The sequence below is a fragment of the Thermoanaerobacterium thermosulfurigenes genome (assembly GCF_051201035.1).
Classification (GTDB): domain Bacteria; phylum Bacillota; class Thermoanaerobacteria; order Thermoanaerobacterales; family Thermoanaerobacteraceae; genus Thermoanaerobacterium; species Thermoanaerobacterium thermosulfurigenes.
In genome coordinates this window covers 51,356-78,175 of sequence record NZ_JBPODR010000006.1, presented here as the reverse complement: position 1 = coordinate 78,175, position 26,820 = coordinate 51,356, and the positions used below count along the sequence as shown (strand labels likewise).

The following is a 26,820-nucleotide window of genomic DNA, read 5'->3' as shown; positions in this document are numbered from 1 at the left end:
AGAACATGATAAAGACACAGATTACTGATTTATTTGGCTTGGAATATCCTATATTTCAAGGTGGAATGGCTTGGGTTGCAACAGCAGAATTGGCTGCTGCAGTTTCAAATGCTGGTGGACTTGGCATTATTGGTGCAGGAAATGCACCTGCCAGTTTTGTCAAAGAACAAATAAGAAAAGCGAGAGAATTGACTGATAGACCTTTTGGTGTTAATGTAATGTTAATGTCGCCATTTGTCGATGAAGTTATGGATGTTGTAATAGAAGAAAAAGTAAGTGTTATCACTACAGGTGCTGGGAATCCAGGCAAATATATAAACAGGTTAAAAGAAAACAATATAAAAGTTGTTCCAGTTGTCCCATCTGTTGCATTAGCTAAAAGAATGGAATCAATTGGAGTAGATGCAGTTGTAGCAGAAGGAACAGAATCAGGTGGACATATAGGTGAGCTTACTACTATGGCTTTAGTGCCGCAAGTTGTTGATGCGGTGAGTATACCTGTCATAGCGGCAGGTGGCATTGGCGACGGAAGAGGTGTTGCTGCAGCTTTTTGCCTTGGAGCTCAAGGTGTTCAGTTGGGCACACGATTTGTATGTTGTACGGAATGTACAGCAAATGAAAAATATAAGGAGTACATAATAAATGCTAAGGACAGAGATGCAGTTGTGACTGGCAGAACTACAGGACATCCCGTAAGATCTTTAAAAAATCATCTTACAAGAGAGTTTGAAAAAGCAGAACAAAATGGAGCTTCAAAAGAAGAGTTGGAACAGTTAGGTGCAGGAAAGTTAAGAGATGCAGTAGTATATGGAGATGTTTTAAATGGTTCTGTTATGGCTGGTCAAATATCTGGTCTTATAAACGATATTAAGCCTGCTAAAGCAATAATTGAGGATTTGTTTAATGATGCTGAGAAAATTATTGTAAGTTTATATGGAGGCTTTAAAAGATGAAAATTGCATTTATATATCCAGGACAAGGTGCACAATATACAGGAATGGGCAAAGAAATATATGAAAATTATGCTGAGGCGAGAGAAGTTTTTGAAGAGGCAAATGATGCATTAAGATACGATATTACTAGATTATGTTTTGAAGGTCCTGATGAAGAATTAATGAAGACAGAAAATACACAACCTGCCATATTGACAGTAAGTATTGCATTAACTAAGGTGCTATCAAAAAGAGGGTTGAAAGCAGATGTGACGGCTGGCTTAAGCTTAGGTGAATACAGTTCTCTTGTATATTCAGGTGTATTATCTTTTAAAGATGCAGTGAAGCTTGTGAAGAAAAGAGGAGAATACATGCAAAATGCTGTTCCAATAGGTATAGGAGGAATGGCAGCAATAATAGGGCTTGACAACGAAGTGGTAGAGAATATATGCTATAATATAAGAGAATTTGGTGTTGTTGAACCAGCTAACTACAATTGCCCAGGGCAATTATCGATTGCAGGTGAAATTAAAGCTTTAGAAAAAGCTGTAGAACTTGCTAAAGAAAAAGGGGCAAAAAAAGCAGTTATGTTGCCTGTTAGTGCACCATTTCACTGCAGTATGCTTAAGGATGCAGGCATTAAATTAGAAGAAGATTTGAAGCAGGTTCCAATATTTGATATGTTAGTCCCTGTTATTACTAATGTTACTGCGGATTACCTTAAAATTGACGAAGTTAAAAAGACCTTAGTGAAGCAGGTAAGCAGTCCTGTTTTATGGGAACAATCAGTAAGAAAGATGATTGATGATCAAGTTGAAGTTTTCATTGAAATAGGACCAGGAAAAACACTTACTGGATTTATGAAGAGAATAGATAAGACAAAAAAAGCCATCAATTTCGAAGATATGAGTTCGCTTGATAAACTTTTATCCACTTTGGAGGTAAACTGAATGGACAGGGAAATTAAAACGGCATTAGTGACAGGAGGAGGAAAAGGGATAGGGAAAGCTATCGCCTTAAAGTTAGCAGAAGACGGATATAATGTCGTAATTAATTATTCAAAAAGTTCGAAGGATGCTATAGAGACTGTTGAAGAAGCTAAAAAGTTTGGCGTTGAAGCTTGTGCTTTGAAGTGTGATATTTCAAATTATAATGAAGTTGAAAAAATGGTCAATGACATAATCGATATGTTTGGCGATATTGACGTTGTTGTAAATAATGCTGGAATAACAAAAGATAACCTTATACTTAGAATGTCAGAAGACGACTGGGATAATGTTATAGATGTTAATTTAAAGGGAACTTTTAATGTAATAAAATTTGTTTCTAAGTATATGATAAAAAGAAGAAAAGGAAAAATTATAAACATATCTTCAGTAGTAGGCGTGATTGGAAATGCAGGACAATCCAATTATGCGGCATCTAAAGCTGGAATTATAGGTTTGACAAAATCTTTGGCAAAAGAATTGGCGCCCAGAGGAATAACTGTTAATGCTATTGCGCCAGGTTTTATAGAAACGGATATGACAGATGTATTAAGTGAAACAGTAAAATTGTCAATGTTGAATTCCATACCATTAAAAAGAGCAGGAAAACCACAGGATATAGCAAATGTAGTGTCTTTTCTTGCCAGCAATGCTTCTGATTATATTACAGGACAGGTAATCAATGTTGACGGAGGAATGGTAATGTAATATTATTCTAATATGGGTGCTTTGAGAGGAGGTGAACTTTATGGAGTTTGAAAAGATTAGGGACATAATTGTTGAACAATTAGGGGTAGATCCAGAAGAAGTCACTATGGAGTCATCTTTTATAGATGATCTTGGAGCAGATTCACTTGATATAGTTGAATTAATCATGGCGCTTGAGGAAGAATTTGATGTCGAAATTCCTGATGAAGATGCAGAAAAAATTAAGACAGTTGGTGATGTAGTAGAATATTTAAAAAATCTTGAAAAGTAATATTAAGTCCCGCAATTGCGGGACTTAATTAGATGATTATTTGATGGAGGATTATCTATGAATAGGGTTGTAATAACTGGTATAGGAGCCATAACTCCAATAGGCAATAACATTGATGATTTATGGAATTCTCTTATAAATGGGAAGTCTGGAATTGATAGAATTTCCAGATTTGATGTTTCAGCATATCCAACGAAACTGGCGGCAGAAGTAAAAGATTTCGAACCGACAGATTATATTGATAAAAAAGAAGCCAAGAGGATGGATAGATTCACTCAGTTTGCTTTGGCATCTGCAAAAATGGCTTTAGCAGATTCAGGACTTGATCTTGCCTGTGAAGATTTGGATAGAATAGGTGTTGTGTATGGCTCAGGAATAGGTGGAATAGAAACATTAGAAAATCAACAGAATATTTTAAGGGAGAAAGGCCCAGGAAGAGTAAGTCCTTTTTTTGTTCCGATGATGATTGCGAACATGGCAGCGGGGCTCATATCGATTACTTTCGGACTTAAAGGACACAATGAAACGATAGTCAATGCGTGCGCATCAAGTTCCAATGCCATAGGTGATGCATTTAAAGTAATTGAACGTGGTGATGCGGATGTAATTGTTACTGGTGGTAGTGAAGCTGCAATAACACCTTTAGCAATTGCAGGATTTTGCTCAATGAAGGCGATGTCAACAAATGAAGACCCTAAAACGGCATGCAGACCTTTTGACGCTAAGAGAGACGGATTTATAATGGGAGAAGGTTCGGCTACACTTGTCCTCGAGTCATTGGACCATGCCTTAAAAAGAGGTGCTAAAATATACTGTGAGATTGTGGGTTATGGTGCTACTGCTGATGCTTATCATATAACTGCACCTGCACCTTTGGGTGAAGGAGCAGCAAGAGCGATGAAACTTGCACTAAAAGATGCTGGTATTTCGCCAGATGATATTGATTATATAAACGCACACGGGACTTCTACAGAGTACAACGATAAATATGAAACTATGGCTATTAAAAATGTATTTGGAGAACATGCTTATAAATTGAAGATTAGTTCCACCAAGTCTATGACAGGACATATGCTTGGAGCATCAGGGGCTGTGGAAGCTGTAGCTACAATACTTGCTATAAAAAATGGAATTGTTCCCCCTACTATCAATTATGAAACTCCAGATCCTGAATGCGATTTGGATTATGTTCCAAATAAAGCCTTAAAAATGGATGTAAATTATGCTTTGTCAAATTCTTTTGGCTTTGGAGGACACAATGCTTCATTAGTGTTTAAAAAATATTGAAAGAGGCACAATCATGGAGTTAAGCGATAGATATGAAAATTTAGAGAAAAATATGGGTTATACTTTTAATAATAAAAAATTGCTTAAAAATGCTTTAACACATAGTTCATGGGCAAATGAAAGCAAAAACTTTCTAAGCAGCAATGAAAGATTGGAATTTTTAGGAGATTCTGTATTAAGCATTGTAATAAGTGAATACTTATATAAAAATAGGACTGATCTGGAAGAAGGCTATTTGTCAAAGTACAGAGCTGAAATAGTCTGTGAGCCTTCACTTGCTCGATGTGCGAGAGAGATAGATATTGGCAAGTATTTAAATATAGGTAGAGGTGAAGAGATGACAGGTGGACGCAATAGGGATTCTATCCTTGCAGATGCGATGGAAGCTTTAATAGCTGCAGTCTACTTGGATTCGGATCTTAAAACGGTAAGTGAAGTTGTATTAAGGCTCTTTGAGAAAATTATAAACGAAGTGTTAAGTGGACTAATATATCGGGATTATAAGACAAAATTACAAGAAGTAACGCAAAAAATGGGCTCAGAAAGAGTGATTTATAAATTAATAGATGAATATGGTCCTGATCACAATAAGATGTTTGTAATAGAAGTTTTTGTCGGTGAAAATAGACTTGGCAGAGGGAAGGGAAGAAGTAAAAAAGAAGCTGAGCAATATGCAGCCATGGAGGCTTTAAGTAAGATGGGGTTAATATGAAAGATATCTACATTATACCGATTTTTGTCCCTCATTTAGGTTGTCCTCATAAATGTGTTTTTTGTAATCAAGATGAAATAACTGGTTTAAAATCTAAAGTGAATGAGGAATACGTAGAAAGAACTATCGAAGATTATTTGAAGACTATTCCGAAAAATGCTCACATTGAAGTTTCATTTTATGGAGGAAGCTTTACAGGAATACCGTTGGAAACACAAAAAAAATTTTTATCTATTGTGCAAAAATATTTGATATTAGGTAGTATTGATGCAATTAGATTGTCTACTAGACCTGATTATATTGATGAGGTTATTCTTGACAATTTAAAAAGATATGGTGTTTCGATTATAGAACTGGGTGTACAAAGTATGGATAATGAAGTGCTTTTAAAGAGTCATAGAGGTCATAGTGCTGTTGATGTTTTTAGAGCATCTGAATTGATAAAGGAATACGGATTTACATTAGGTTTACAGATTATGATAGGATTGCCAGGTGACAATAGACAGAAATTATTAGAAACGGCTGATAAGATAATCTCTTTAAGGCCTGCGTTTGTCAGAATTTATCCTACTCTTGTTTTGAAAGGTACTTATTTGGAAAAGATGTATAAAAATGGAATGTATATGCCTATTAGTTTGGAAGATGCTGTAGAGATTTCAAAAGAATTGTACATCAAATTTAAGAAAAATCATATAGATGTAATTAGAATAGGACTACAAACTACAGATGATATAAACATAAATAAAGATGTAGTAGCTGGTCCATTTCATCCAGCGTTTGGAGAGTTAGTAAAGTCGTCTATTTATAAAGATATTGTTAAACATCTATTTCAAAATAACGATATTAAAGAATGTACGGTTTTTATTTACATTAATCCTCGCTCGGTTTCAGCTTTAGTTGGAAATAAAAAAAGAAATAAGATTTACTTGGAATCGGAATTTGGTGTAAAAATTAATATAGTTCAGCTTGAAGATGTTGAAGAAGATAGTGTGCTTTTAGAATATAATGGACATGTATTTAAAAAATCAATAGAAGATTACTTAAATGAGTCCACTATATGATCTTAAAAAATTTTTTATAAAAAGAAGGATTTAGTCATTATTTATAGAATATATATTTTGTATTCATTTTCAATTCTACTAAGGAGGTTATTATAGTGGAGGTTCTAAAAGTATCAGCTAAATCTCAACCTAAATCTGTAGCAGGTGCATTGGCGGCTGTATTGAGAGACAAGTCTGTAGCTGAGATACAGGCTGTCGGAGCGGGAGCCGTAAATCAGGCTGTTAAGGCAATAGCAATAGCAAGAGGATTTGTGGCGCCTAACGGTATAGATTTAATTGCTATACCAGCTTTTTCAGAAATAGAAATAGAAGGGGAGACCCGAACAGCAATAAAGTTCATAGTAGAACCAAGATAATTAAAACCTGCTAAAGCAGGTTTTAATTATCTTGTGGAGTGCCTTTTAATTCTAATTTTTGGAGGGTCTTATGTTTTTAAAGAAATTAGAGATAATAGGATTTAAGTCCTTTGCAGATAGAGTTGTATTGAATTTTGAAAAGGGAATTACAGCAATTGTTGGTCCAAACGGAAGTGGGAAAAGCAATATTTCAGATGCTGTAAGGCTTGTTTTGGGAGAACAAAGTATCAAAAGTTTAAGAGGAAATAAATTAGAAGATGTCATTTTTGTAGGCACAGAAAATAGAAAGCCGTTGAGTTTTGCGGAAGTTACGTTGACACTTGATAACAGTGATCACATGCTTCCACTGGATTTTACTGAGGTGGTAATAACCAGAAAAATATTTAGATCTGGTGAAAGCGAATTTTATATAAACAAGACTCAATGCAGATTAAAAGATGTATTTGAGCTGTTTATGGATACAGGAATGGGGCGAGATGGGTACTCTATCATTGGTCAAGGTAAAATCGATGAGATTTTACTATCACGACCAGAAGATAGAAGGCAAATTTTTGAGGAAGCTTCTGGAATTTCAAAATACAAATACAAAAAGGAAGAGGCACAAAAAAAATTAGTTGTTACGAATGAAAATATAAACAGGATAAATGATATATTGCTGGAGCTTCAAAATCAATTGGAACCTCTGCATGAACAAAAAGCAAAAGCAGAAACTTTTCTGAAATTACAGGAAGAAAAAAAACGCATTGATATAACAATTCATTGCCATGATATAGAGGAGCTTTTTAAAAAGTTAAGCAACTTTAAATCAGATTATACTGTGATTGAAAAGAATGTGTTGAAATTAAAAACAGAAATCGAAAGCAAAAAAAATACTTTAAATGAAGCGGAATTAGAGCTTGAAAGTTTTAAAAAACAATTAGACGAAATAAAACAAGATTATTATAATTCTAAAAATGAGATAGAGACATTAAATGGAAAGATAGAACTTTTAAATGAGAAAGTAAAAAATAGTGAAGAAAATATAGATAGATTTAAAAAATCTCTTGAAGATAGTAAGAATAAATCATCTCTTACATCAAAAGAAATAGGTGAAATTAATGACAGCATAAAAGAGATTGAGTCAAAGAAACAATATTTTGAATCAGAATTAAGTAATCTTATTTCAAGGTATGAATCTATAAAAGAAGAGTCTAATTTAAAACAAATGGAAGTTGAATCTGCAAAAGAAGACATGGTTGATATTTTAAATGAGATTGCAGAGAACAATAACATTCTTTCAAAGACGGAAGTAATGAAAAATAATTTATCTGAAAAATTAAATGATTTAGTTAAAACGCAAAATAATCTGCTAAATGATATTGAACTTAAAAATTATGAAGTAAGCAAAATACAAAATAACATTGAAAGCCTTAGTAGTGAATTAGTTACATTTAATGATGATAAAAATTTAACTGAAGAAAAATTGAAGTCATTAGAAAATAATATAAAGATTCAAAATGGGAAATATGAAAAAACATTAAATGAATACAACAGCGCGATAGCTAAGTTAAGGCTTCTAAGGGATATGGATAAAGAATATGAGGGATATAATCACAGCATTAAAAATTTGATGAAATACATTGAGAAGAATGAGTCATTAAAGAAGAATGTATTAGGTGTAGTTGGAGAATTAATTGATGTAAGAAGTGAATATTCTTTGGCTATTGAGATAGCATTAGGTTCAGCAATTCAAGACATTATAACGGAAACTACCGAAAGTGCTAAGGATCTCATATCTGTGCTTAAAAAGAATAATTTTGGTAGAGCGACATTTTTGCCACTTGATAATATAACGTACAAACCATTTGATAAATCTTTTAATAGAGACGATGGAGTAATAGGATTGGCTTCTGATATTATTGATTACGATAAAAAAATTGAAAAAGCGATAAAATTCATTTTGGGAAGGGTAATAGTAACAAAGGATTTAGATACTGCTATTTCGCTAAGTAGAAAATTTAAAAATCAATTTAAAATAGTGACATTAAAAGGTGAAGTCATTAATCCTGGCGGTTCGATTACTGGAGGAAGCGTCTTAAAGTCTCAAAATATATTGAAGCGGAAAGAAGATATTAAACTCGAAGATATAAAATGCAATAAATTGGCAAGAGAATTGAAAGAATTAGAAAAGTATAAAGATACTTTAACCAAAGAAATGGAAAAGACAAGAGAAAAGTTGGATAATATAATAAATAACATTAACATTAAAGCAGGCATTTTAAATGATTTAATGAAAAATAAATCTTCTTTAGAGATGGAGATAGAAAAATTAAGCACGATTATAAAACAAAGTGAATTAGAAGAAAAACAGATAAGAGATGTTATAAAAAGCTATGACGAGGAAATTAATAAATACAAAGATAACATATCGCAACTTAATCAAAAAAAAGCTTGTTTAGACAAATTGATCAGAGATTATAAAGACAACAAAGATTCTAATGCTGATGTTCTCAATAAGCTAGAGGTAGAAATAACTAATTTAAAAATTGAATTAGCAAAATATGAGCAAAAGTTGATGAATGATGTTTCGAAATTAAATGAAAAGAAGTCAGAATATAGTAACATTACTGGATCAATTATTGAGATAGAAAAAAGCATTGACAAGTATGAAAATTTAAAAATAATGTATGAAAAAGATATAAATAGAACTAATGAAAAAAGCGAAATTTTAAACGAAAGGCTTAAAAAGATTAACGAAGAAATACATGAAATGGAAAGAAAGATTGATACAAAATTGAAAAACATAAATACTGATAAAGAAATATTGGATAAATTAGAAAATGAATATTCTAAAGAAATAGAAAATAAACGTTTGAAAGAATTGAATATTCAAAAAGTTGAAATGGAAATTGAAAATATCAAAAATAAACTTTGGGAAGATTATGAGATAACTTTCAACAATGCAAAAGCAAATTTAATAAAGGAAAATATTTTGACATTGAGGCAGCAGTTATCAAAAATTAATGCATCCATTAAAGAGCTAGGAATAGTCAATCTAAATGCGATAGAGGAATACAAAAATTTAAAAGAACGATACGATTTTCTGAAGATGCAATATGATGATTTGGTGGAAGCAAAGAATTCACTTAATTCAATCATTGATGATGCAAATAAAATTATAAAGACTAAATTTAAAGATAATTTCAACTTAATCGAATCACAATTTAAAGAAACATTTAAAAAATTGTTTGGCGGTGGGAGAGCAGAATTAATTTTGACAAATCCTGATGATTTGCTTAATACGGGGATAGAAATAAATGTACAGCCTCCTGGGAAAAAGCTTCAAAACATTTCTCTCCTATCAGGTGGTGAAAAAGCATTAGTTGCAATATCATTGTTATTTGCTATGATATTAATAAGACCGACACCTTTCTGTATACTCGATGAAATAGATGCTGCCTTAGACGATGCAAATGTCGACAGATTTGCATCTTACTTGAAAGACCTTTCACGTGAATCACAGTTTATAGTTGTGACTCACAGAAAAGGTACTATGTCAGTTGCTGACACATTATATGGAGTAACTATGCAGGAAAAAGGTGTTTCAAAGTTATTATCGTTAAAATTAGAAAGTGCTTAGAAAGGAATGTAATGTATGCTAAACTTCTTCAAAAAAAATAAAAAAGATGATGAAATTGTAGAAAAAGAAGATAAAAAAGGACTTTATCAGAGACTAAGAGATGGTCTTGCAAGGACAAGGGATAATTTTACATCTAAAATAGATGGCATATTATCGTTTGGAAGAAAAGTAGACGATGAATTGTTTGAAGAATTGGAGGAAATTTTAATATTAGCAGATGTTGGTGTTTCTACAACAGAAAAGATTATTGATAATTTAAAAGAGAAAGCTAAAGAGCAGAAACTTAAAGATGCAGAAAAGATAAAGGAATTGTTGGCAGAAGAAATATACGATATTATGGAGGCTAAAGAGACGTCGTTTAAAATTACGCAACCAACTTTAATTTTAATTGTTGGTGTCAATGGTGTAGGTAAGACGACGACAATAGGCAAACTTGCCAATAAGTTTAAAAGAGATGGAAAAAGAGTACTGTTAGTGGCAGCAGATACATTTAGGGCAGCAGCCATAGATCAGTTAGAGGTATGGGCAGGAAAAAATAATTGTGAAATAATAAGGCATGAGGAGGGGTCAGATCCGGCATCTGTCCTTTTTGACGGTATAAAAGCTGCAAAATCCAGGAATGTAGATGTGATATTGTGCGATACTGCGGGAAGGCTACACAACAAAAAAAATCTTATGGAGGAATTAAAAAAGATATATAGAGTCGCTCAAAGAGAATTTAATGAAGGCAATATAGAGACGTTTTTGGTTTTAGACGCTACAACTGGCCAAAATGCAATACAACAAGCTAAAATTTTTAAAGAAGCTACAGATGTAACTGGTATAATACTGACAAAGCTTGATGGAACAGCAAAAGGAGGCATTGTAATATCGATAAAATCCGAGCTTGATATACCAGTAAGGTTTATTGGTGTAGGAGAAGGTATTGATGACCTTCAAGAATTTGATTCAGAAAAATTTGTTAGGGCCCTGTTTGAATAAAAACTTGACAAATTAGATTTTCTCGTATAAAATCTTAATGTAAAGGCAAGTACCTTAACAGGTGGTATATATATGAATTCTGATTTTGTTGAAATGAATGTGTTGTATGATTTTTATGGTTTGCTACTTACAGGCAAACAAATGGATATATTTAAAATGTACTATATGGATGACTATTCATTAGGCGAAATATCACAGGAGCTTAATATTTCAAGACAAGGTGTATACGACTCTTTAAAAAGAGCTGAAAGTATTTTAAAATACTATGAAGATAAATTGGGACTTGTAAAAAAATACAATGATAACATGGAAAAACTCTCTAAAATAAAGCAGTCGATAGATGAGGTTAAAAAGTATATTTCCGATAAAAAAGTCTTAGAGGCTTTGGAAGATATAGAAAAAGAAATTGATGGTTTAGAATTGTAAATAAAAAATTCTAGGAGGTTTTTGAATGGCATTTGAAAGTCTTACTGGAAAGCTTCAAGACATTTTTAAGAAACTTAGGGGTAAGGGCAAGCTAAGCGAAAAAGATGTAAAAGAGGCTATGAAAGAAGTCAAGATAGCACTTTTAGAAGCTGACGTTAATTTTAAAGTTGTTAAAGAATTTATAAATACTGTTACTGAAAAGTCTTTAGGGCAAGAAGTAATGGAAAGTCTAACGCCTGCACAGCATGTCATAAAAATTGTCAATGACGAATTGACGGCACTGATGGGTTCTAAAGAAAGCAAGATCAATTTTAGCGATAAACCTCCAACAGTTATAATGATGGTGGGATTGCAAGGTTCCGGTAAGACGACTACAAGTGGCAAACTTGCTAATTATTTAAGGTCTAAAGGAAAAAGTCCTGTACTTGTCGCATGTGATATATACAGACCTGCAGCAATTAAACAGCTTCAAGTAGTTGGTTCATCCATAAATGTGCCTGTTTTTTCAATGGGTGATAAGACTTCACCTGTTGATATTGCAAAGGCTTCTATAGATTTTGCAAGAAATAATAATTACAACGTAGTAATAATTGATACGGCTGGAAGACTTCACGTAGATGAAGAATTGATGGATGAATTGAAAAACATAAAAGATGCCGTGAATCCAGATGAGATACTTTTAGTTGTCGATGCTATGACAGGTCAAGATGTTGTCAATGTAGCTGAATCTTTTAATGAAAAACTTGATATAGATGGAGTTATATTGACAAAACTTGATGGTGATACGAGAGGTGGAGCAGCTTTGTCAGTGAAAGCTGTCACGCGTAAACCAATTAAATTTATAGCATCAGGCGAAAAATTTACTGACATAGAAGTTTTTCATCCAGATAGAATGGCTTCAAGAATATTGGGAATGGGTGATGTTTTAAGCTTAATTGAAAAAGCTCAGGCACAGATAGATGAAAAAAAAGCATTAGAGTTGCAAAAAAAGATTTTAGAGCAACAGTTTTCGTTTGATGACTTTTTAGATCAATTACAGGGATTAAAAAATATGGGGCCAATTGATCAGTTGTTTTCGATGATACCAGGTGTAAATATGTCAAAATTAAAAGGAGTAAACATAAGTGATAAGGACATAAAGAGAATAGAGGCAATAATTCAATCAATGACTAAAGAAGAAAGACAGAATCCTTCTATCATAAATGGCAGTAGAAAAAAACGAATAGCTGCTGGCAGTGGTACGTCGATTCAACAAGTAAATAGCTTACTTAAACAGTTTGAGCAAACCAAGAAGATGATGAAGCAGTTTACTGATATGGGCAAAAATATGAAAATAGGCAAGAGGAAAATGCCATTTTTCAGATAAACATTTAGCTTTAAAAGGAGGTGATAAAGTGGCAGTTAGGATCAGATTAAAAAGAATGGGTGCAAAAAAGTCACCATTTTACAGATTTGTTGTGGCCGATTCGAGATCACCACGTGATGGTAAGTTTATAGAGGAGATTGGATATTATAATCCAGTATCTAATCCAAAGGAAATTAAAATTGATTCTGAAAAGGCCATAAAGTGGCTAAAAGTAGGTGCACAACCATCTGACACGGTTAGAGCTCTATTCAAAAAAGAAGGTATATTTGATAAAATTAACAATTAAAATGCTGTTTTAGGAAGGGATAAACATGGGTGAATTAGTTAAGTTCATTGCGAAATCTCTTGTTGACAACCCTGATGCAGTTCAAATTAATGAAATTGAAGGTGAGCAGTCAATTATAATAGAGCTTAAGGTTGCTCCAGAAGATATGGGAAAAGTTATAGGTAAACAAGGTAGGATAGCAAAAGCCATAAGAACTGTTGTTAAGGCCGCTGCAACCAAAGAGAAGAAACGTGTCATCGTAGAAATAATTTAGGTGATTTTATGGATGATTATTTATCCGTAGGCAAAATTACATCTGCATACGGTGTAAACGGCGAAGTCAAGGTATATCCGCTTACAGATCATTTAGATAGATTTTATGATCTTGATTATGTGTATATTTTTGATTATGACAAAAGGGTTCAATATCAAATTGAATCAGTAAGATTTATTAAGAATCTTGTTTTGATAAAATTTTATGAAGTAAATGACAGAAATGAGGCGGAGAAGCTTAAAGACAAATTTATAAAAATAACGATGGATGATGCTGTAAAGTTGGAAGAAGACGAGTATTTTATTAAAGACTTGATAGATATGAAAGTTTACACTGAGGACAAAAGAGAGTTGGGTGTATTAAAGGAAGTGTTAAAAACTGGTGCTAATGATGTGTATGTAGTAAAAACAGACGAGAGGGACATATTGATACCTGCCATTAAAGATGTGATTAAAGATGTGGATATAAATGGTAAAAAAATGATAGTCCATCTTTTGGAGGGACTATAGTGGTTTTTAATGTTTTAACGATTTTTCCTGATATGTTTGAAGGTATACTTAGAAATAGCATTCTGAAAAGAGCAATCGAGAAAGAATTGATAAAAGTAAATTTGGTAAATATCAGGGATTATTCGAAAGATAAACATAAGAAGACCGATGATTATCCATATGGTGGCGGGTATGGTATGGTAATGATGGTTCAGCCAATATATGATGCAATTAATGCAGTCAAGTCATTTAAAAATACGCCAGTTTTTTATATGGGTCCTAAAGGGAAAAAATTTGATCAAAAGAAAGCTATAGAGCTGTCAAAATACGATGAAATAATCATCTTATGTGGACATTACGAGGGAATCGATGAAAGAGTGTATTCACTAATAGATGAGGAAATATCAATGGGAGATTTCATTTTGACAGGCGGCGAAATCGCTGCGATGGCAGTTATAGATTCTGTGTCAAGGTTGATACATGGTGTTTTGCCGCAAGATGAAAGTTTTATTGATGAATCTTTTTATTGTGGTTTATTAGAATATCCTCAATATACAAGGCCTGAAATATTTAATGGGATGGAAGTCCCGAAAGTGTTACTGTCTGGAAACCATGCGGAAATCGCTAAGTGGAGAAGGCAGAAATCATTAGAGACTACGCTTAAATTACGCCCAGATCTTTTGGATAGAAAATATCTATCAGAACAAGATATTGAATATCTTAAAAAGTTAGGTTATTCAAATATTTGAAAGGAGGGAAAAAAATGAATCTAGTTGATATTGTAGAAAGAGAACAATTGAGAGAAGTACCTGAATTTAATGTTGGTGATACTGTAAGAGTACATTATAAAGTTATCGAAGGTGACAAAGAAAGAATTCAGGTTTTTGAAGGTGTTGTTATAAAAAGAAGTGGTGGATCATTAAGAGAAAACTTTACTGTAAGACGTGTTTCTTATGGTGTTGGAGTAGAAAGGACTTTCCCACTTCACTCACCTAGGATTGAAAAGATAGAAGTAGTAAGAAAAGGTAGAGTTAGAAGAGCCAAACTCTATTATGTTAGAAAAAGAGTTGGCAAAGCTGCTAAAATTCAAGAGAAGAAATAAAGGGGACTTGATTAGTCCCTTTTTCAATATTTGGAGGAAATTATGTATCAATGGTATCCTGGACACATGGCAAAAACTAAACGCCTGATTGAAGAAAATTTAAAAATAGTAGATATTGTCTATGAATTATTAGATGCTCGGATTCCAAGAAGCAGTAGAAATCCATTGATAGATGACTTAGTAAAAAATAAAAAACGGATTATTTTGCTTAATAAATCTGATTTGGCTGATTTAGAAGTCAATAAAATGTGGAACGATTATTTCAATCTTAAAGGTCACGTAAGCCTTAATATAAATTCTTTAGATAGCAAATGCATTCAAAGTATTTACGAATTGACTTTAAAAGAGTGTAGCGATATAATCGATAAAAAAAGACAAAAGGGTATAAAAGCTAAATTAAGGGCAATGATAGTTGGCATACCTAACGTTGGAAAATCAACATTGATAAATTCTTTGACTAAAACAAAAAATGCCAAGACTGGCAATAAACCAGGAGTGACAAAATCAAAGCAGTGGATTAAAACACCTTATTTTGATTTGTTAGATACCCCAGGTATTCTGTGGCCTAAATTTGAAGATGAACATGTTGGAATGATGCTGGCTTTAACATCTGCGATTAAAGATGAGCTGTTAAATCATGAAGAGTTGGCATATTTATTACTTGATATATTGAAAATAAATTATCCAGAGCTTTTAATTAAAAGATACAAGTTAGAAGACATAAGCAAAGATGTGTATAAATTACTTACAGATATAGGTAAAACAAGAGGTTGTTTGTCTTCTGGAGGAATTGTTGATACAGAGCGTGCTGCGAAAATCATTATTGATGATTTTCGCACAGGGAAAATTGGCAAAATATCTCTTGAAAGACCTGATTAGGGGGATTTTTGATGCTTTCTATAACAAAAAGCATGGCAATCTTAGGTATAGACGGATATGTAGTAGATGTAGAAATTGATATATCAAATGGACTTCCTGCTTTTGATATAGTTGGACTAGGCGATACAGAGATAAAAGAATCAAGAGATAGAGTAAGAGCTGCTATAAAAAATAGTGGGTACGAATTTCCGGTAAAAAAAATAACAGTAAATTTAGCGCCTGCTAATACTAAAAAAGAAGGTACATCGTTTGATCTGCCGATAGCTGTAGGAATACTTATATGCACTGGACAAGTTAAACCTGTTGATAATGATACCGTTTTGCTGGGCGAGCTATCACTTGATGGTTCTCTACGGCCAATTAAAGGTGCGCTGCCTATGGCTATGGATGCAAGACTCTACGGAATTAAAAGGATAATACTGCCATATGCAAATGCAAAAGAAGCTGCCATAACAAAAGATGTAGAAGTTATACCTGTCAAATCATTAAAAGACGTTGTTGATTACATAAACGGTATAAAAGTAATCGACAGTATTAAAATCAATATTGATGAGCTTTTCAAAAGAAAAAATTATGATGTAGATTTTTCTGATGTAAAAGGACAGGAAAATGCAAAAAGAGCATTTGAAATTGCTGCTGCCGGTGGCCACAATGTCATGCTTGTAGGTCCTCCTGGTTCAGGCAAAACTATGTTAGCAAGAAGGTTTCCTACCATACTTCCAGAGATGACTTTGGAAGAGGCATTAGAAGTTACCAAAATACATAGTATAGCAGGGACTTTGTCTGAAGATGTTTCACTATTGACAAACAGGGTTTTTCGAGCGCCTCACCACACTATTTCAACAGTTTCTTTGGTTGGTGGTGGCAGGATTCCGAAACCAGGAGAAGTTTCTTTAGCACATTACGGTGTCTTATTTCTCGATGAGTTTCCCGAATTTCGGAGAGATGCTATTGAAGCGCTTAGGCAACCGTTAGAAGATGAATGTGTGACAATATCACGAGTCAATGCTACTTTTACGTATCCAGCTAAAGTAATTCTCATTGTCGCATTAAATCCATGTCCTTGCGGCTATTTAGGCGACGATACTCATGAATGCAGATGCACTCCTAATGAAATAAGGCGTTATCAAAACAAAATTTCCGGTCCTTTATTGGATAGGATTGATTTGCATGTTGAGGTAAATCGTGTCGACAAGCAAAAGTATTTTGATGATGATGCAAATGTCGAAACATCAGAGATGATACGCAATAGAGTAAAAAAGGCAAGAGAGATTCAATTAAAAAGGTATAAAGGCAGTGGTATATTTTTTAATTCTCAGCTAAATAATAATATGATAAAAAAATACATAAAACTTGATGAAAAAACTACAGATATGATAAAAGAATACTTTGACACATTAGGACTTAGTGCCAGAGCTTATAATAAAATAGTGAAATTAGCAAGGACGATTGCTGATCTAGAAGGAAGCCATGATGTTAAATATGAACATGTTGTAGAAGCATTTCAATATAGAAATTTTAACAATAAATACATAAGCAATTAAAAGAGGTGTGAAAGATGCAGAGAGTTTTTTCAGGTGTTCAACCAACAGGGGATATTCATATTGGCAATTACTTAGGAGCAATGAAACAATTTGTAAAACTTCAAGATGACTATAGTTGCTTATTTTGTATTGTAGATTTGCACGCATTGACAGTTCCACAAGATCCAGAAACTTTGCGCAAAAAATCCATTGAATTGGCTGGACTTTATCTTGCCATAGGTCTTGATCCTAAAAAAGTGATTATTTTTGTTCAATCACATGTTAAAGAGCATTCAGAACTTGCTTGGTTGCTACAGTGCATGACATATTTTGGCGAGTTAAATAGAATGACTCAATTTAAAGAAAAAAGCAAAGGCAAAGAGTCTGTGTCTGTAGGTTTGTTCACGTATCCTGACCTGATGGCGGCAGATATCCTGCTATACGATACAAACTTTGTTCCTGTAGGCAATGATCAAAAACAACATTTAGAACTTACAAGAGATATAGCTATGAGATTTAACAATAGATTTGGTGATACTTTTGTGATACCTGAACCGATGATTTTGAAGACTGGTTCGAGAATAATGAGCTTGACTGAACCTGATAAAAAAATGAGCAAAAGCAGCGAAAATCAATACAGCAAAATAAATTTATTAGATGAACCTTCTTTGGTAAAGAAAAAAATCATGAAGGCAGTCACAGATTCAGAAAACGTGATAAGATATGATCCTGAGAATAAACCAGGTTTAAGCAATTTGCTTACGCTATATAGCGCATTTACCGACATAAGCATAGAAGACGTGGAAGCAAGATTTAAGGGGCAAGGGTATGGAACCTTAAAAAAAGAACTAGTTGATGTCATAGTAGAAAGACTTCAAGAAATACAATCTAATTACAGAAACTTAGATTCAAATTTTATAAATGAAGTATTAAAAGATGGTGCTGAAAAAGCCAGTGAAATTGCAAAGGCAACTGTAAATAAAGTTAAGGATAAGATGGGACTTTTACCTAACGCGTAAAAGCGTCTTTTATGTGATTTATATTGTTAAGCTTATATGTTTTTGGATCGACTAATATTTCAATCACATCAAATCTAAAAATATGATTTGTATATTTTTCATTAAATGCCAAAAAAGTTTCCGCGACTTTAATGATTTTGTTTTTTTTATGGTACGTTACCGCTTCCTTTGGATAGCCGAATTTTGTTGAAGTCCTTGTTTTAACTTCAACAAAAATCAGGCTATCTTTATTTAATGCTATTATATCTATTTCTCCGATAGAGCATCTAAAATTTTTGCAGACAATATTATAACCGGATTTTTTTAAATAATTTTCTGCAATTGTTTCTCCTAAATTACCTAATATTTTATTATTCATGTAATCAATCACCTAATATACTTTTTAAAAAGGTTTTTCTATGTATTGGGCATGGCCCGTATTTTTTTATAGCTTCTATGTGTTCTTTTGTGCCGTAACCTTTGTTTTTGCAAAACCCATACTGTGGATACATTTCATCGTATTTTCTCATTATGTTATCCCTTGTAACTTTAGCTACTATAGATGCAGCCGCAATAGAAATGCTTTTTGCGTCACCTTTTATTATGGGTATTTGTGCAATATCAATGTCTGGTATTGTTATTGCGTCTACCAGCAAAAAATCAGCTTTAATATTAAGATTAGAAATCGCCACCTTCATGGCTTCATAAGTGGAGTTTAGTATGTTTATTCTATCAATTTGTTCATTATCTATTATGCCAATACCATATGCAATAGCTTTTTTTTTAATTATTTCAGACAATAGTTCTCTTTTTGACTCACTTAATTTTTTTGAATCATCAATATCTGGAATAAATGATTGTTTTGGAAGTATGACACATCCTGCAACGACAGGACCTGCTAAAGGTCCTCGCCCTACTTCGTCAATTCCTCCAATCAACTTATAATCTAAATTGTAAAGTTCATTTTCGTATTTCATCAAATTATTTAATCTATTTTTTTCTTTCTCAAGCCATCTTAAAGCATTGCTGCTTATCTTGAATCCTTCTATTTCAAATCCATATTTGTATATGTGTTCTTTTAAACTTTTTATCGTTAAAAACTGTTTTACCATTTTATCACCCAACTTATACTTATTCGACAAAAATATATAAAATACCTGCTTTTATTTTTTATTTTTTATTATTATAATGATAATGTTTAAATATATATTTGAGGTGCAATAATGGATAGGAATAAAGTATTTTATGTTTGGCTCAGCTCAATTAATGGCGTAGGTGCAAAGACTTTTAAAAAACTTGTGGATTATTTTGGAAACGCAGAAAATGTATATAAGTCAAGTTTGGAAGACATAAAACAAGTGGTTAATAATAGAAGGGTTTTAAACAGTATAATAGAGGCAAAAAAGATTGAACCGTACAAATACGCAGAAAGGTTACATAAAGAAAAAGTAAAAGTTCTATTGATAGATGATGATGCATACCCAAAACTACTTCGAGAAATATACGATGCGCCTCCAGTTTTATATGTAAAAGGTAATATTACTGAATCTGATGATATGTCGATTGCCATAGTCGGTTCAAGAAATGCTACATCATACGGCAAATTGATGTCTGAAAAATTTTCATATGAATTATCCAAGCATGGGTTTACTATAATAAGTGGAATGGCCAGAGGAATCGACAGTCAAGCTCACAAAGGCGCTATAAAAGCTGGAGGAAGGACAATTGCTGTACTTGGGTGCGGAGTAAATATAGCATATCCTGAAGAAAATAAAAAATTGATGGAAGAAATAATTTCTAAAGGTGCTGTTGTATCTGAATATCCGCTTGATTATCTTCCTGTAGCAGGCAATTTTCCTGCCAGAAACAGGATAATAAGTGGCTTGTCATTAGGCGTATTAGTTGTCGAGGCGGGTGTTAAAAGTGGTTCTTTGATTACTGCTAAATTTGCATTGGAACAGGGAAGAGATGTTTTTGCTGTTCCAGGTATTATTACAAGTGCTTACAGCCAAGGCACAAACGGACTAATAAAGCAAGGTGCAAAGTTAGTCGCAAGTGTCAGCGATATACTTGATGAGTATAATTTTAGAGAAGATATAAAAACAAGAATAAATGAGCGATTCGTAAATACACTAAGCAGTGAAGAGAGAAAACTGTACGCTATAATATCAGAATGCCCAAGAGATATAGAAGAAATTGTGGAGATAACTAAATTTCCTATATCTAAAGTCAATTATCTTTTATCATCACTGACGATTAAAGGGCTTATTGTCAGGTTACCTGGAAATAAATATGAAAAAAGTTTTAATTAATAAGACAATTTGATATAATTAATAATTGTTTTGGAGGTATCAAAATGGAAAAATCTTTGGTAATAGTAGAATCGCCATCTAAGGCTAAAACAATACATAAATATTTAGGCAAAAATTATAAGGTCGAAGCATCTATGGGGCATATAAGGGATTTGCCTAAAAGTCAGCTTGGGATAGATATTGAAAAAAATTTTGAACCAAAATACATAACGATTCGCGGAAAAGGACCTATAATCGAGAAGTTAAAAAAAGAGGCAAAAAATGCATCGAAAATTTACCTTGCAACGGACCCGGATAGGGAAGGGGAAGCTATATCATGGCATTTGGCAAGTTTATTAAATATTGATATTAATGAAAAATGTAGGATAGAGTTTCATGAGATAACAAAAAATGCCATACAGAATGCCATTAAAAATCCGAGAGAAATAAATATGAATTTAGTTGATGCACAGCAGGCCAGGCGAATTTTAGATAGACTTGTAGGTTATAATATAAGTCCACTGCTCTGGAAAAAAATAAAGAGAGGCTTGAGTGCAGGTAGAGTTCAATCGGTAGCAACAAGATTGATTTGTGATAGAGAAAAGGAAATTGAGGATTTTAAACCGGAGGAATACTGGAGCATATCGGCATATTTGTATAAAGAAAAAAAGACACAATCTTTTGAAGCAAAATTTTATGGTACAAAAGATGGAAAAGTAGAGTTAAAAAATGAGAATGATGTAAATGAAATAGTAAAAGATTTGACAGATGATTATGTAGTAGAAAATGTCAAAATAGGTACAAAAAAGAGAAATCCTTCACCTCCTTTCATAACAAGTACAATGCAACAAGAAGCCTCAAAAACATTGGGTTTTACTGCGAAAAAGACGATGATGATTGCACAGCAACTTTATGAAGGTGTAGAAATAAAGGGTGAAGGCAGCCTTGGATTAATAACTTATATGAGAACAGACTCAACAAGAGTTTCAGATGAAGCTAAAAAAGCAGCCTATGAGTATATATTGCAGAAATATGGAAAGGAATATGCAAATCCAAATGCTACATATGCAAAAAAGGGAGGGAATATTCAAGACGCTCATGAAGCTATAAGACCTACATACATAGATTTAGACCCTGAGAAAATTAAGGATTCTTTAAAGCCAGATCAATATAAATTGTATAAATTGATTTGGAGTAGATTTTTGGCAAGTCAAATGTCACCGGCCTTATATGACACGATGAATGTTGATATTATTAATAAAAATTACGTGTTTAAGGCAAGTGGCTCTAAAATTAAGTTTTCTGGTTTTATGGCGGTTTACACAGATGATGATGAAAATGAAAATGAAGATAAGATGCTTCCAATGCTTAATAGCGGAGATTTTTTGAAATTAAAAGAATTAAAGCCAGAGCAGCATTTTACGCAGCCACCTGCAAGATATACTGAAGCTACACTGATAAAAGAGCTTGAGGAAAAAGGTATAGGAAGGCCAAGCACTTACGCTCCTATAATATCTACATTATTAGAACGAGGATATGTGATAAAAGAAAAGAAAAATCTTAAACCTACGGAATTGGGGTTTATTGTAACAGATGTAATGAAAGAATTCTTTCCAGACATAGTAGATGTAAAATTTACGGCGCAAATGGAAGAGCAGCTTGACAGAATAGAAGAAGGAATTGAAAAGTGGTGTGATGTCATCGATGAATTTTACAATGGTTTTAATGCTTCACTAAAGATAGCAGAAGAACAAATGAAAGATATTGAAATAAAAGATGAAGAAACTGATATTAAATGCGAATTCTGCGGCAGAAATATGGTTATAAAGTACGGCCGTTATGGTAAATTTTTAGCTTGTCCTGGATTTCCGGAGTGTAAAAATACTAAACCATTATACGAAGAAATTGGTGTTACATGTCCTAAATGTGGAGGTAAAATCATTATTAAAAAAAGCAAAAAAGGAAAAGTTTATTATGCGTGTGAAAATTCTTCCAATTGTGGCACTATGTTTTGGGATAGGCCTATATCAGAAACATGTCCTAAATGTGGGGCCTTGCTTGTTGAGAAGCATTCAAAAGGGCGAAAGATTATTAAATGCAGTAATTGTGATTACGTAAAGTAATTTAAATATATAAAAAATTTTGAAATATTATTGAAATGTTATAAATTTTGTGTTAATATTATATTGTTTTTTGGGGGGTGAAATTTTGTTTAAAGGTACTACTATAGTTGCCGTAAGACGCGGCAATAAAGTTTCAATAGCTGGTGATGGGCAAGTAACATTTGGTGAAAATACAATTTTAAAACACGGAGCTAAGAAGATCAGAAGGTTGTACAATGATGAGGTGTTAGTTGGTTTCGCTGGATCAGTAGCTGATGCATTTACTTTATCTGAAATGTTTGAAGAAAAATTAGAGCAATACAGTGGAAATTTAAAAAGAGCTGCGGTTGAACTTGCACAGGAATGGAGAAAAGACAAAATTTTAAAAAAATTAGAGGCACTTTTAATTGCAGCAGATAAAAATGTCACGTTAGTCATTTCTGGCAATGGCGAAGTGATTGAGCCAGATAACGATGTAATTGCGATTGGTTCCGGTGGAAATTTCGCAATGTCGGCAGCACTTGCGCTAAGGTACAATACAGATTTACCAGTAGATGAAATCGCGAGAAAGTCCCTTGAGATTGCATCTCAAATTTGCGTATATACAAACGATCATATAACAGTAGAAAGCTTGTAAGGAGGGACTTAGCATGAAGAATTATACTCCAAAGGAAATTGTCGACGCACTTGATAAATATATAGTTGGTCAAGATTTGGCAAAAAGATCTGTAGCTGTGGCACTTAGGAATAGATACCGCAGAAATTTGCTACCAGATGAAATAAAGGATGAAATAACGCCTAAAAATATTTTGATGATTGGACCTACAGGCGTAGGAAAAACGGAAATAGCACGAAGAATTGCAAAACTTATCGAAGCTCCTTTTGTTAAAGTTGAGGCTACTAAGTTTACAGAAGTCGGTTATGTTGGACGAGATGTAGAGTCGATGATACGAGATCTGCTTGAGTCGGCCATTCGAATGGTTAAGCAGGAGAAGATGCAAAATGTCATGTTAAGGGCAAAAGAGCTTGCAGAAGAGAGAATATTAGATTACTTGATAAATGGCAGAAAAAGCAAAAGGCAGAAAAATCCGTTTGAGTTTTTATTTAATGCACAAGGCGATGAGGATACTCATGATGATGATGGGCAAGAAATAAGAATGCAAAAAGAGCAATTAAGAGAAAAAATAAGAAGCGGAGAATTAAACGATAGGATAATTGAGATTGAGATAACAGATTCTTCCTCACCTATCTTAGAAATGTATTCAAACTTAGGTGCAGAAGAAATGAACATCAATTTGCAGGATATGTTTGCCGATATTTTGCCTAAAAAAAAGAAGTATAAAAAAGTTCCTATAGGTGAAGCGAAGAAAATTTTAGAATCTGAAGAAGCCCAAAATTTGATTGATATGGATGAAGTTATCGATGAGGCTATCAGGAGAACGGAACAAGATGGAATAATCTTTATAGATGAAATTGACAAAATTGCTGGAAGCGGATACACTAATGGTCCAGATGTATCTAGAGAAGGAGTTCAAAGGGATATATTGCCTATAGTGGAAGGCAGCACGGTTATGACAAAATACGGTCCTGTTAAAACGGATTATATTCTTTTTATAGCTGCAGGTGCTTTTAATGTATCTAAGGTAAGTGACTTAATTCCTGAGCTACAAGGAAGATTTCCTGTAAGAGTGGAGCTTAAACCTCTAACTAAAGAAGATTTCATAAGGATTTTGAAGGAGCCTAAAAATGCACTAACAAAACAGTATGCGGCATTACTGAGCACTGAAGGGGTAGAAGTTGAATACACAGATGATGGAATAGACAGGATTGCAGAAATTGCTTATATAATAAATCAACAATCTGAAGAGATAGGTGCAAGGCGATTACACACAGTAATGGAGAAGCTTTTTGAAAAGTTATCGTTTGAAGCTCCTGACATAACTGGTAGCAAAGTGATTATCGATAAGAATTATATCGATGAACAGCTAAAAGATAATTTAAACAGATTTGATGTTAACAAATACATACTTTAAGAGGAGGATAATAATGGGGATACTATTAGAGAAAATTAGAAAAGTAAATAAGGTACTTCAAAAAACAGGTGTTCAACCAGTTGATTTTAATGAATTGTCTGAGATACTGAAGGATGTTATCAACTGCGATGTCTTTATAGTAAGCAGGAGAGGCAAGCTCTTAGGGAAAAATATAGAAAAATTTGTGGGAGATATAGATGAATCGGTAGTCAAAGGGATGCAGTTTTCAGAAGATTTTAATGATGAACTTTTAAAGATAACAGAAACGTCTATAAACTTGACTAAAGAAAGCAAAGCCATGCTTATAAAAAAAGACGATGCTTTTGAAACTATAGTCCCTGTTTTTGGCGGAGGAAATAGGCTGGGCACTTTAATGCTTTTAAGAGTAGGAGATAAATTTACTGATGATGATATTATTTTAGCTGAATACGGTGCTACAGTCATAGGATTAGAAATACTAAGATCTAAGAACTACGAAATGGAGGAAGATGAAAGGAAACGCACAGTAGTACAGATGGCTTTGGCCACATTATCTTATTCAGAATTAGAAGCTGTGATTCATATATTTGAAGAGTTGGATGGAAATGAAGGTTTGCTTGTAGCCAGCAAGATAGCTGATAAAGTCGGGATAACAAGGTCTGTAATTGTTAATGCTTTGAGAAAGTTCGAAAGTGCTGGTGTTATTGAGTCCAGATCGTTAGGGATGAAAGGAACCCACATAAAAATTCTGAATGATAAACTTATAGATGAGCTTAAAAAATTAAAAAGATAATGCGAAAAAAGTCCTAAGTAAATTTAGGACTTTTTTCTTATGGTCTTTAAAATCATCCAGTGATATAATATATTTTGACAAAATTTGATAAATACTGACATATATTTCTTTGCTTATTTATAACACGACTTTTATGCTAAATAATCTATTTTTTGAATATTTTTTGAAGGAAAATTCAATTTTGTGTCGAATAAAACTATTATTGAAATGGAGGAATATAGATGCTGGGAATTAATTTTAATACAGTAGATCTTATGAGTAAAGCCTTAGATGCTTCAGAGCTTAGAAATGAAGTCATATCGAATAATATAGCCAATGTGGATACTCCAGGTTTTAAAAGATCTGATGTAAATTTTGAAAGCATTTTAAATGATGCTATAAACTCTAATAAATTAACTGGTTTTGTTACTGATAAAAATCATATACCAATTAATTCGACATCCATAGACAATATTGAACCGCAAATTGTTCAGGATAATAGTACATCTATGAGATTAGATGGCAATAATGTTGATATTGATGTAGAAATGTCGAATCTTGCTAAAAATCAACTTTATTATGATGCATTAGCTCAAAGAGTCAGTGGTGAATTGAATTCTCTGCTTACAGCGATAAAAGATGGAGGTAATTGACCGTGGGATTTTTAAATTCTATTGATATAAGCGCTACAGGCCTTACGGCTGAGAGGCTTAGAATGGATGTCATCTCTCAAAATATCGCAAATGTTGATACAACGAGGACGTCTAATGGTGGTCCTTACAGAAGAAAGCTTGTGGTTTTAAAAGAAATTGACAATCAAAGTAGCTTTAGCGATATGTTAAATGCTGCAAAAGGTTCATCAACAGTCGGAAATGGTGTTGAAGTCGTATCTATCGAGGAAGACAACAAGACGCCTTTTAACCGTGTGTATGATCCTGGCAATCCTGATGCAGATAGCACTGGATACGTTAATTATCCTAATGTAAACATCGTTTCTGAAATGGTTGATATGATCTCTGCTACAAGGGCATATGAAGCGAATGTGACTGCAGTTAATTCAACCAAATCCATGATAGAAAAAGCATTAGAAATTGGAAAGGCTTAGGTGATTGATTATGATAAATCCTATTTCCCAGATAAGTGCTGTTGGTAGTGTTGGTACTTCAAATGCAACAAGTAACACTTCTTCTTTTGGAGATATTTTAAAAACAGCTATTTCAGATGTGAATAATTTGCAACTTAAAGCGCAGCAGGATGATCAAATGTTAGTAACAGGTGACATCAATGATATACACAATGTGATGATTGATGCTACCAAAGCCGATATAGCGTTGGAGCTTACTATTCAGATTAAAAATAAGATACTTGATGCCTACCAGGAGATAATGAGAATGCCAGTTTAAAATGCT

General features: G+C 33.2%; 30 protein-coding genes. 28 read left to right on the top strand and 2 right to left on the bottom strand.

Annotated features, from left to right (window positions below):
- Window positions 1-5 precede the first annotated feature (5 nt).
- The 20 genes from fabK (at window position 6) to trpS (ending at window position 18,255) form a co-directional block, all read left to right on the top strand.
- Entirely contained in the window at window positions 6-953 is a 948-nt protein-coding gene (gene fabK, locus HNR52_RS03515) for an enoyl-[acyl-carrier-protein] reductase FabK (protein ID WP_085112011.1), read from the top strand.
- Window positions 950-1,882 (top strand): ACP S-malonyltransferase, encoded by a 933-nt coding sequence (gene fabD / locus HNR52_RS03510; protein WP_013788134.1) that lies wholly within the window; start codon window positions 950-952, stop codon window positions 1,880-1,882. Before fabK ends, fabD begins: the two co-directional genes overlap by 4 nt.
- On the top strand, window positions 1,883-2,626 hold the full coding sequence (fabG, locus tag HNR52_RS03505) for a 3-oxoacyl-[acyl-carrier-protein] reductase (protein ID WP_435619707.1): 744 nt from the start codon (window positions 1,883-1,885) through the stop codon (window positions 2,624-2,626).
- A 40-nt stretch (window positions 2,627-2,666) separates the two neighbouring features.
- On the top strand, window positions 2,667-2,897 hold the full coding sequence (acpP, locus tag HNR52_RS03500; RefSeq protein ID WP_013297969.1) for an acyl carrier protein: 231 nt from the start codon (window positions 2,667-2,669) through the stop codon (window positions 2,895-2,897).
- Window positions 2,898-2,954: 57 nt separating this feature from the next.
- Window positions 2,955-4,184 (top strand): beta-ketoacyl-ACP synthase II, encoded by a 1,230-nt coding sequence (fabF, locus tag HNR52_RS03495; protein WP_435619706.1) that lies wholly within the window; start codon window positions 2,955-2,957, stop codon window positions 4,182-4,184.
- Window positions 4,185-4,197: 13 nt separating this feature from the next.
- A complete protein-coding gene (rnc, locus tag HNR52_RS03490; protein WP_013788131.1) occupies window positions 4,198-4,896 on the top strand; it encodes a ribonuclease III in 699 nt (232 codons plus the stop codon).
- Window positions 4,893-5,957: an elongator complex protein 3 gene (locus tag HNR52_RS03485; protein WP_013788130.1), complete on the top strand. Its 1,065-nt coding sequence runs from the start codon at window positions 4,893-4,895 to the stop codon at window positions 5,955-5,957. The genes rnc and HNR52_RS03485 overlap by 4 nt, the downstream gene beginning before the upstream one ends.
- A gap of 95 nt (window positions 5,958-6,052) precedes the next feature.
- Window positions 6,053-6,313 (top strand): stage V sporulation protein S, encoded by a 261-nt coding sequence (locus tag HNR52_RS03480; protein WP_013788129.1) that lies wholly within the window; start codon window positions 6,053-6,055, stop codon window positions 6,311-6,313.
- 70 nt (window positions 6,314-6,383) lie between these two features.
- Window positions 6,384-9,932, top strand: a complete 3,549-nt coding sequence (smc, locus tag HNR52_RS03475; RefSeq protein ID WP_435619705.1) for a chromosome segregation protein SMC — start codon at window positions 6,384-6,386, stop codon at window positions 9,930-9,932.
- Between the two features lie 15 nt (window positions 9,933-9,947).
- Window positions 9,948-10,913 (top strand): signal recognition particle-docking protein FtsY, encoded by a 966-nt coding sequence (gene ftsY / locus HNR52_RS03470; protein WP_013788127.1) that lies wholly within the window; start codon window positions 9,948-9,950, stop codon window positions 10,911-10,913.
- A 72-nt stretch (window positions 10,914-10,985) separates the two neighbouring features.
- The gene (ylxM, locus tag HNR52_RS03465) at window positions 10,986-11,339 is read left to right on the top strand and encodes a YlxM family DNA-binding protein (protein WP_013788126.1); all 354 of its coding nucleotides are present in this window, start codon (window positions 10,986-10,988) and stop codon (window positions 11,337-11,339) included.
- Between the two features lie 25 nt (window positions 11,340-11,364).
- Complete coding sequence (gene ffh, locus HNR52_RS03460; RefSeq protein WP_013788125.1) at window positions 11,365-12,705, top strand: signal recognition particle protein; 1,341 nt, start codon at window positions 11,365-11,367, stop codon at window positions 12,703-12,705.
- Window positions 12,706-12,733: 28 nt separating this feature from the next.
- Window positions 12,734-12,991: a 30S ribosomal protein S16 gene (gene rpsP, locus HNR52_RS03455; protein WP_013788124.1), complete on the top strand. Its 258-nt coding sequence runs from the start codon at window positions 12,734-12,736 to the stop codon at window positions 12,989-12,991.
- Window positions 12,992-13,016: 25 nt separating this feature from the next.
- Window positions 13,017-13,244 (top strand): KH domain-containing protein, encoded by a 228-nt coding sequence (locus HNR52_RS03450; protein ID WP_013788123.1) that lies wholly within the window; start codon window positions 13,017-13,019, stop codon window positions 13,242-13,244.
- An 8-nt stretch (window positions 13,245-13,252) separates the two neighbouring features.
- Window positions 13,253-13,753, top strand: a complete 501-nt coding sequence (gene rimM, locus HNR52_RS03445; protein WP_435619704.1) for a ribosome maturation factor RimM — start codon at window positions 13,253-13,255, stop codon at window positions 13,751-13,753.
- Entirely contained in the window at window positions 13,753-14,481 is a 729-nt protein-coding gene (gene trmD, locus HNR52_RS03440; protein WP_435619703.1) for a tRNA (guanosine(37)-N1)-methyltransferase TrmD, read from the top strand. Before rimM ends, trmD begins: the two co-directional genes overlap by 1 nt.
- Before the next feature lie 14 nt (window positions 14,482-14,495).
- Window positions 14,496-14,834 carry a 50S ribosomal protein L19 gene (gene rplS / locus HNR52_RS03435; RefSeq protein ID WP_013788120.1) on the top strand — a complete coding sequence of 113 codons (339 nt, stop codon included), beginning with the start codon at window positions 14,496-14,498 and terminating at the stop codon, window positions 14,832-14,834.
- 42 nt (window positions 14,835-14,876) lie between these two features.
- A complete protein-coding gene (gene ylqF, locus HNR52_RS03430; protein WP_435619702.1) occupies window positions 14,877-15,713 on the top strand; it encodes a ribosome biogenesis GTPase YlqF in 837 nt (278 codons plus the stop codon).
- Window positions 15,714-15,724: 11 nt separating this feature from the next.
- Window positions 15,725-17,257, top strand: coding sequence for a YifB family Mg chelatase-like AAA ATPase (locus tag HNR52_RS03425; RefSeq protein ID WP_435619701.1), 1,533 nt, complete (start codon window positions 15,725-15,727; stop codon window positions 17,255-17,257).
- 14 nt (window positions 17,258-17,271) lie between these two features.
- Window positions 17,272-18,255, top strand: a complete 984-nt coding sequence (trpS, locus tag HNR52_RS03420; RefSeq protein ID WP_435619700.1) for a tryptophan--tRNA ligase — start codon at window positions 17,272-17,274, stop codon at window positions 18,253-18,255.
- On the opposite strand, the gene HNR52_RS03415 is transcribed toward trpS, so the two are convergent.
- Both HNR52_RS03415 and rnhB read right to left on the bottom strand, forming a co-directional pair.
- Window positions 18,245-18,613 carry a YraN family protein gene (locus HNR52_RS03415; RefSeq protein ID WP_435619699.1) on the bottom strand — a complete coding sequence of 123 codons (369 nt, stop codon included), beginning with the start codon at window positions 18,611-18,613 and terminating at the stop codon, window positions 18,245-18,247. The genes trpS and HNR52_RS03415 overlap by 11 nt on opposite strands.
- 4 nt (window positions 18,614-18,617) lie before the next feature.
- Entirely contained in the window at window positions 18,618-19,346 is a 729-nt protein-coding gene (rnhB, locus tag HNR52_RS03410; protein WP_435619723.1) for a ribonuclease HII, read from the bottom strand.
- A 111-nt stretch (window positions 19,347-19,457) separates the two neighbouring features.
- Between rnhB and dprA the strand changes: the two genes are divergently transcribed.
- The 8 genes from dprA (at window position 19,458) to fliE (ending at window position 26,814) form a co-directional block, all read left to right on the top strand.
- On the top strand, window positions 19,458-20,546 hold the full coding sequence (gene dprA, locus HNR52_RS03405; RefSeq protein WP_435619698.1) for a DNA-processing protein DprA: 1,089 nt from the start codon (window positions 19,458-19,460) through the stop codon (window positions 20,544-20,546).
- 44 nt (window positions 20,547-20,590) lie between these two features.
- The gene (gene topA / locus HNR52_RS03400) at window positions 20,591-22,648 is read left to right on the top strand and encodes a type I DNA topoisomerase (protein WP_013788113.1); all 2,058 of its coding nucleotides are present in this window, start codon (window positions 20,591-20,593) and stop codon (window positions 22,646-22,648) included.
- 85 nt (window positions 22,649-22,733) lie between these two features.
- Window positions 22,734-23,264: an ATP-dependent protease subunit HslV gene (gene hslV, locus HNR52_RS03395; RefSeq protein WP_013788112.1), complete on the top strand. Its 531-nt coding sequence runs from the start codon at window positions 22,734-22,736 to the stop codon at window positions 23,262-23,264.
- Between the two features lie 13 nt (window positions 23,265-23,277).
- Window positions 23,278-24,660, top strand: coding sequence for an ATP-dependent protease ATPase subunit HslU (gene hslU, locus HNR52_RS03390; protein WP_435619697.1), 1,383 nt, complete (start codon window positions 23,278-23,280; stop codon window positions 24,658-24,660).
- 13 nt (window positions 24,661-24,673) lie between these two features.
- Window positions 24,674-25,432, top strand: a complete 759-nt coding sequence (gene codY, locus HNR52_RS03385) for a GTP-sensing pleiotropic transcriptional regulator CodY (protein ID WP_013788110.1) — start codon at window positions 24,674-24,676, stop codon at window positions 25,430-25,432.
- A 221-nt stretch (window positions 25,433-25,653) separates the two neighbouring features.
- Entirely contained in the window at window positions 25,654-26,064 is a 411-nt protein-coding gene (gene flgB / locus HNR52_RS03380) for a flagellar basal body rod protein FlgB (protein ID WP_013788109.1), read from the top strand.
- Between the two features lie 2 nt (window positions 26,065-26,066).
- On the top strand, window positions 26,067-26,516 hold the full coding sequence (gene flgC, locus HNR52_RS03375; protein ID WP_013788108.1) for a flagellar basal body rod protein FlgC: 450 nt from the start codon (window positions 26,067-26,069) through the stop codon (window positions 26,514-26,516).
- Between the two features lie 10 nt (window positions 26,517-26,526).
- Window positions 26,527-26,814 carry a flagellar hook-basal body complex protein FliE gene (gene fliE / locus HNR52_RS03370; protein ID WP_013788107.1) on the top strand — a complete coding sequence of 96 codons (288 nt, stop codon included), beginning with the start codon at window positions 26,527-26,529 and terminating at the stop codon, window positions 26,812-26,814.
- The last annotated feature ends 6 nt before the right edge of the window (window positions 26,815-26,820 follow it).